Origin of the sequence: Cecembia sp. (assembly GCF_007126775.1) — a bacterium.
GTDB lineage: Bacteria > Bacteroidota > Bacteroidia > Cytophagales > Cyclobacteriaceae > Cecembia.
Genome location: NZ_SLAP01000242.1, coordinates 1 through 7,189 on the forward strand (window position 1 = coordinate 1; position 7,189 = coordinate 7,189).

The window sequence follows — 7,189 nt, forward strand, 5'->3', positions numbered from 1 at the left end:
CCATGCCAATCATAGTCAATTTGGATGTAATGATGGCCAAGCGGAAAATGTCATTGAACGAGCTTTCTGAAAAAGTAGACATTACACTTTCCAATCTTTCGATTTTAAAGACGGGAAAAGCAAAAGCTGTCCGCTTCAGTACCTTGGAAGCCATCTGTAAGGCTTTGGATTGTCAGCCAGGGGACATATTGGAATTTGTAGAGGAATAAAAATCATGAAGGATAGGAACTCCTCAGAAGAGCTTTTAAGGCTTTAATGGAAGAAGAAAAACATTGGAAAAAAAATAAAAAAGCCGTTTCTAGATCATTTGATCCGAAACGGCTTTTTTCTATTCCTTTTTGGACTTAAAACCTTGCCGTAAATCTTCCGAAAAAGTGCCTGGGAGCCTGGGCAAAAACTGCCAATTCATTCCCTAAAGGTGCTCCATCAGTAAAATACAACTCATTAAAGAGGTTGTTAACTTCTAAATCAAAGGTATAATGTTTCCCGATTTTAGTGGAAACCCTCAGATTATTAACCCAATAGGCCGGTAGAATAAAATCTGGGTTATTAGTGAGTTCGGTATACGATTCCCCAACATAACGGGAATGGAATTCCAACTGCAAACGACTTAAAGGACTGTACTGTAACCTAGCATTTAAAAACACTTCAGGGCTGTAAGGTGTCCTGATATCGTTGAATACCTCAGTACCACCCTCAGGTTGATACCTGCTGATAACACTTCTCATATAGGTGGCATTCCCCACAAACCTTAACTTATCAGTAAACTTACTCGTCCAATCCAATTCAACCCCTCTCCTATAGCTGTCTTCCTGATTGGCATACAGCTGAAGGAAAAACTGTGGCACGAAAGCGCCAATAGGGGCGATCTCATTCTCAAAATCCATATAAAAGAAGTTGATCTGGGCATTGGTATGCTCAGAAGCTATCCTGTAACCGACTTCATAATTATTGACAAACTCCGCCCTGACGTTATTTTGGTCCTGCAAGAAATCAATATTCCCTGCATTGATCTGCACACCACCAAGAAAATCTGACCTATTTGGCTCTCTGCCAGTTCTACCAAAGGAACCATAAACATTCTGTAGAGGGCTGAACTGATAGGTAACACCGACTTTAGGGTTCAAAAACTGCCAACTGTACAAAGGAACAGTTCGGTTTTCACCCAGGAATTCGGTATCAGGAAACATTTGAAGGTTTACAAATCGTCCCTGAATGTCTCCAAAGAACATCCAGTTGGATAGGGTATATGAGGCCTTGGCAAAGGCTGAAAATTCATCTTTTACAGATCTATCCTCATAATATGGACTGGCAAAATTAGGAACAAGCTGCTCGATATTTTTTCTCCTGAAAGTATAAGCATGGACTCCAGTACTTAAATCCCAGGTATCGGTACTGTGCTGCAGGTAACTCATGGCCCCATAATGGTTGTTGAACAATGGGTAATTGATCTGCATAAAAGCTTCTCCATCTTCAAATCCAAATGGAAAATCCCCACCGGCTCCGCCATAATACAAACTGCTGGTCAAAGTGGTATTTTTGGAAAACATCCTCGTATGCTCCAACTGGGCAAAGGATTGTCCAAAATTGTCCCTATCATCTTCAAAGTTGACATTGGTTCTTGGATTTTCTCTGGCCAAAGAAATGGGTACTGGAATATAGCTCAACTGATTTTGGGTACGGCCATTAAACCCTGTAAATCGGATGATATCTTTGTCACCAAAATAGCCGCCACTGAAAAAGAAAGAATAAGAATCTGTTCCACTATGGTCCCTAAAGCCGTCAGAGGATGTCAAGCTCACCCTCGAATAAAAAGCCATTTTATTTTCCAAAAGTCCAGTCTTCACTTCGGCACTTCCCTGCCAGGTATTGAAACTCCCTCCTAAAAGAGATACCGTAGTTTCAGGCGCATCCACATTGAGTCTTGCAGATTCATAACTTATACTTCCTGCATAAGAAGCCGTACCATTTGTACTGGTGCCCACCCCCCTTTGGACCTGTATGGATTCTATACTATTGGTAAAGTCTGTGAAATTACTAAAAAAGACTCCCTGGTCCATCATGTCATTCAAGGGTACCCCATTCAAAGTAATGTTGATCCTTCGCTGATCAATCCCTCGCATACGCATGGTGCCGTAATTGGTAAAACGCGTACCGGATTCTGAATTGGCCTGAATACTTGGTGCCAGGGTTTCCAGCACAAAGGCTCCATCCTGCCCATTAAATACTTCGTTGAGTTCTTGATAATCCACTGTCCGCTGTGTGATGGGGGCCAACTTATCTGCCCGAATCGCACGGACTGTGACTTCTTCTGTAAGTAAGGGGGTTTCGATTAAAATAATATCAATCATGGTATCCCCCCTTAGGTCTAAAGAAACCCTCTGCTTTTGATAACCAATAAAACTTACTTCAAGAGATAATTTTCCGCTTGGCAAATCTTTCAATATAAAGCTGCCCTCTTGATCACTTACGGCACCTAATTCAAGGCTTGGAATATAGATATTTGCTCCAGGAAGCGACTCTTTGTTTTCATTGACTACTTTTCCGGAAATAGAGAATTGGGCATTGGCTATATTGCTCAGGCCCAAATAGAAGATAATGATGAGTATTTTTTTCATTTGACAAAATAGTTTAGGTAATAGAAGCAGGGGCTTCCTTCCTGTACGTTCCCTACGGCCACATTATTGACATCAGGTAATACGGGTATGATCTCAGCCTTGCCTATGAATTGCAAAGCACCCCTTTTGTCTCTGTTTTTAAAGATTTATATATTCATTGGTAAATAATGGGCTGTCCAACAGGTTTTCAAACTCTTCTTCACTGACCAATTCTTTATTTCTTAACCAGTGAATAAAATCCAGCCAGCGCTGTTCTTGCATCAATCCCCAGTTTCCGGCTTTATCGAAATAATAGGGAGTAATCTGTTGTTGGCTTTCCAACAAAAAGGCCTTATCAGTAAGCTCTTCCAGATTTTCTTTTTCAAACAAGGCTTCCACGGCAAGCTCAGGATCATTTTTCAACAGTTGAAACCCTTTGTTACTGGCCCTTAGGAATCGTACAAAAGCTTCTGAATCTTCCTTGAGCATATCAGGATGGGCAAGCAAAACAGGAGAATAGCCATATGGAATATCAAAGTCCTTAAGATAAAAGGCATTCAGTCCCACCTGTTTTCTCTCAGCCATCACTCCTTCCCAAGGCATAAACACCCAAGTGGCAGCAGCCTTTCCCTCCAGAAGGGTATTCCAAATACCTAATTTTTCAGGAATAATTTTTATGTGTTCTCCGTTACCCCCATCCTTCTTGATCATTTCTGCGACTATATGGTCTTCAAACCGAGCATTATAACTGGCATATCGATTTCTGTCCAGTTTTCTCATCCGGTCAAAACCTGATGATCTTAAACTTACTATTGCACTGGCATCTTCCTGTAGCACCGCAGCTATTGCTGTTAACGTCGGTTTCTGGGGATTGGCACGGTAAGCAATCACCGACTCGGAGGGTGCCATAGCCACATGTACTTCCTTGTTGGCCAATAGATGAGCCGGTGTACGCGCATAATTATCTGTAGATGTAGACCTCAAATGGACATCTAGGCCTTCATCTGCATAAAAGCCTTTTTGCGCGGCCACAAAAAAGCCGCTGTGGTTGGTATTGGCAGTCCAATCCAACGCCATGATAAATTTTTTCATGATGTAATCCTGTTAAATGAATAATTCCTACGCCCGCATTATCGGGATCAGGTCAAAGGGTATGATCTCAGCCCGTTATATTAAGGCACCCCTATCACTTGCAACAAAGTAAAGGACTATAGTTCGGTTTTGCAATTTCTGGGCGAAAATTACCCTTTAAGGTTTGATCTCAAATTACTCTTTCCTGTTTTTTAGTAAAATGATAAGAAGATAAGTACCGGCAGCAAGTACAGCCAAAGGCCAAAGTCTAACCAAAGCCAGCAATAACCATAAAAACATATCCCATCCTCCTTGGAAAGATTTGGCCAATCTGTTTAAAAAAGATGGTTTTTCGGTGCGGTTTTGATCGTTAACCTGATAAAAATATAAATTGATTGTACTAAAGCTGATGTCATTTTGCAAAGTTCTGAATCTCCCCTCATACCCCTCTATTTCATTTCTAAGGTTATTCAAACTTCTTTCAATCTCCAGCATATCTTGAATTTGAGTAGCCTTACCCAACAATTCTCTGTACCTGGTCTCCAGGGCTTTTTTACTTTCTATTGTAGCATTCAAATCCCTGTATTGTCGGGATACGTCCTCTGCATTGGAAGATTTATTGATTGTTTTTTCACCTACCCTAGACAATGTATCCATCAAGGCATCAAATTTTGCAACAGGAACTTTTATATTCAAACGGTAAGAACTTGAATAATCGCTGTTGATGAAATTCTCTGAATCTATAAAGGCATCAAAGCCTGGTAGTATTTTCCGGATTTGTTGGTTATCAGTTTCCAGCTGCTTGGATTCAACTTCCAGACTACCTCTTTTTACCAACATTCTGTTCCTACCTGGTACATCTTCAAGTTCTTTTTCAGCAAAAGGAGCTGATGCGGCTTTTTCTGTCAGCGGAGCATCAAGAAATTCCTCATAATCATCATCATAACTTGTATATACCCCATTTGAATCACTTGAATTCTGACAGGCTCCAACAATAAATAAAAACAAAGCTGGTTGAAAAAAGACGAGAAACTGTTTCATTTCGAATATATTTAGACTGAAAAATACCATAATTCAGTCTAAAAAACTATAAACCGAATGATTTGATCAATTTTCCAAACAAGGGTCAGCAATAATCGTTTAACTTGCGTTGCATAAACCCACAAACTAAAATAATTATGAAAAAACAAAATTTACTTTTAACAGGGATTTTCTTTTTATTCCTGTTTGCCATTCAAGTCGAATCCGAGGCACAAATACAAGCTCCGGCGCCAAGTCCTGCTGCCCATGTCTCCCAAAATGTTGGATTCACCAAAATCGCTATCGATTATTCTTCCCCCGCTGTCAAGGGTAGGAAAATTTTTGGAGAAATCGAAAAATATGGTGTGACCTGGCGGGCTGGTGCCAATGCCGCTACGATGATCGAGTTTAGCACCCCTGTTAGCGTAGGCGGAAAAAACCTCAGAGCTGGAAAGTATTCCATTTTCATGACCCCAGTGGCCAACGGAGAATGGACCGTAAGGTTGAATGCTAAGGGTAACTCTGTATTCAGCTATATGAAAGATGGAAAAATTGATGAGGAAGCTTTGGCGAAAGACGATGTTGTTGCCGTTAAGGTAAAAGCCGAACAGCTTCCTGCTGTACAGGAAAGACTGCAATACAGCATCTCTGCAGAAGACAATAAAGTGGCCAAAATCACCATGAGCTGGGAAAATGTAAGTGTCTCCTTTATGGTTGATACCCAAGTGGACCAAAAAATGGAAGCTTTCAAAGCAGCATTTTAAAAATTGTTTTTCATCAGGTCCTAAATAAAGGTGATGGGTGACTATCACCTTTATTTTTTTGCGTAAATTCAAATCATCTCACTTCAGCCCATGAGCAAACTGTCTATCTCCACCTCCCTTCAGATCAGCAAAACACCGGAAGAAGTGTTTGAAGCAATCATTGACCCAGACCATATGAGCCAGTATTTTATCTCTAAAAGCTCAGGCAAAATGGAAGCAGATCTGACCTTGGAATGGGAATTCCCCGAATTTCCGGGCAGCTTTCCTGTCCGAATAAAATCCATCATCCCCCATACTTCCATCATCTTTGAATGGGATGGAGATAGCCATCCACTGACTGTGACTATTTTACTGAAGGCTTTGGATTCAGGTACGTCAACATTGGTTACTGTGAAAGAAAAAGATATGGAGCATGATGAGGCAGGAATCAACTGGCTCAAAAACAATACAGCAGGATGGGCCAATTTTCTTGCCTGTCTTAAAGCTTACCTTGAATACGGCATCAATCTCCGAAAAGGGGGATTTGATTTTATGAAAATAACAACTTAATCAAAAGGAACATAACCCTTTACCACCAATCGATCTGGACTTGTTTCACTGTTTGAATACACCATGATTTCCTTTATAAAATATCCTTTATTTTCAATATCGTAGGTAACTTTTATACTATCCTTATTTAAAGGAGGCAAGGCCATATTGCTCCAATAAGGAATTGTACAACCACAAGAAGTTGTGATTTTTTCAATGATTAAATCTTTCTTACCTAAATTCTCATAAATGAAATGGAATTCAGCATCTTCTTGGATCCGTAATGTATCAAAATCATGTTCTTTAAGAACAAATGATAGATGGGCTACATTATCTTTTTCCAGATAATTTTTTATGATTGCTGATAAAACTATACTGAAAACTATCACTAAAAAAATATAGCCTAACTTTCTCATTCTATCACCTTTTTAAAATTTGATTAATGTCAAATTTTAATACCAATTCATGAGTATAATCCGTGGCATAAAGTATCCCACTGGCTTCGTCTATGTCAATAGAACTCAAATCATGTTCAACTTCCAAAAATGCTATAGGCTTACCGTCCCAATTATACACTCTAATAAAACTTTCATTCTCCTTTTCTTGATCGGTACCAACATTTCTTTTCGCCTCTAATGCAACAATAAAATTTTCGCTCACTGCTAATCCGTTATATCCATTTGTTCGAGGTCTAATAAAATTTTCAGCAGGATTTATTTCCTTGGCATCATAGTAATTGTCCTGCCAATTATCTCCATCTACAATAGATTTTACTACCTTAAGATTTTCATCGAAAATATCAATCCTATTAAAAACAAACAATGCCTGAACATATTTATCCATGGAAGGATGTTTATCAAAAGGCGCTCCATACAATGAATTTAAAACCTCTGAAGGTAAAAGATGAGCGTTTTTCATTTTGGGGAAAAGTTCTGATTTTTTGGATGCTTTTGTTTCAGGATCCAAATACTTTAATCTCCCCCTATTTTGTTCATAAATCCATGATGTTGCATAAATCCGACCATTATTACCTTGAAAAAGCTGAAAATAAGGAAACTCTCTCATGTCGATCCTTATTGTATTTTCAAAAATTGGTTTTGCAGATTTGGAGGCTAGGGTTTTTGTTAAATTTATTTTATTGAAATTCCCCCGTAAATAATCGTAATTCCATAATAACAGTCCATCTTTAGTTTTTTCATATTGGCCTAA

At 39.3% G+C, this 7,189-nt stretch carries 8 protein-coding genes and 2 riboswitches; of the genes, 3 read left to right on the forward strand and 5 right to left on the reverse strand.

Going from position 1 to position 7,189, the window contains the following annotated elements; all coding sequences use genetic code 11:
• Nucleotides 1-2: 2 nt before the first annotated feature.
• Nucleotides 3-209 (forward strand): helix-turn-helix transcriptional regulator, encoded by a 207-nt coding sequence (locus QZT73_RS15990; RefSeq protein ID WP_291789222.1) that lies wholly within the window; start codon nt 3-5, stop codon nt 207-209.
• A gap of 135 nt (nt 210-344) precedes the next feature.
• Here QZT73_RS15990 and QZT73_RS15995 read toward each other — a convergent pair whose 3' ends face one another.
• From QZT73_RS15995 to QZT73_RS16005, 3 genes are all read right to left on the reverse strand, one after another.
• Nucleotides 345-2,618, reverse strand: a complete 2,274-nt coding sequence (locus QZT73_RS15995) for a TonB-dependent receptor (RefSeq protein ID WP_291789224.1) — start codon at nt 2,616-2,618, stop codon at nt 345-347.
• 33 nt (nt 2,619-2,651) lie between these two features.
• Nucleotides 2,652-2,753: riboswitch (TPP riboswitch) on the reverse strand.
• 3 nt (nt 2,754-2,756) lie between these two features.
• Complete coding sequence (locus QZT73_RS16000) at nt 2,757-3,689, reverse strand: ABC transporter substrate-binding protein (RefSeq protein WP_291789226.1); 933 nt, start codon at nt 3,687-3,689, stop codon at nt 2,757-2,759.
• 8 nt (nt 3,690-3,697) lie between these two features.
• A riboswitch (TPP riboswitch) is annotated at nt 3,698-3,792 on the reverse strand.
• 71 nt (nt 3,793-3,863) lie between these two features.
• Complete coding sequence (locus QZT73_RS16005; RefSeq protein WP_291789228.1) at nt 3,864-4,709, reverse strand: DUF4349 domain-containing protein; 846 nt, start codon at nt 4,707-4,709, stop codon at nt 3,864-3,866.
• Between the two features lie 137 nt (nt 4,710-4,846).
• Between QZT73_RS16005 and QZT73_RS16010 the strand changes: the two genes are divergently transcribed.
• Nucleotides 4,847-5,452: a DUF2911 domain-containing protein gene (locus tag QZT73_RS16010; protein ID WP_291782420.1), complete on the forward strand. Its 606-nt coding sequence runs from the start codon at nt 4,847-4,849 to the stop codon at nt 5,450-5,452.
• A gap of 90 nt (nt 5,453-5,542) precedes the next feature.
• Nucleotides 5,543-6,001 (forward strand): SRPBCC domain-containing protein, encoded by a 459-nt coding sequence (locus QZT73_RS16015; RefSeq protein ID WP_291782423.1) that lies wholly within the window; start codon nt 5,543-5,545, stop codon nt 5,999-6,001.
• On the opposite strand, the gene QZT73_RS16020 is transcribed toward QZT73_RS16015, so the two are convergent.
• A complete protein-coding gene (locus QZT73_RS16020; protein WP_291782425.1) occupies nt 5,998-6,396 on the reverse strand; it encodes a DUF1573 domain-containing protein in 399 nt (132 codons plus the stop codon). The two genes, QZT73_RS16015 and QZT73_RS16020, sit on opposite strands and share 4 nt — an antisense overlap.
• A 4-nt stretch (nt 6,397-6,400) precedes the next feature.
• On the reverse strand, nt 6,401-7,189 hold a 789-nt coding region (locus tag QZT73_RS16025), incomplete at its 5' end, for a BF3164 family lipoprotein (RefSeq protein WP_291789229.1).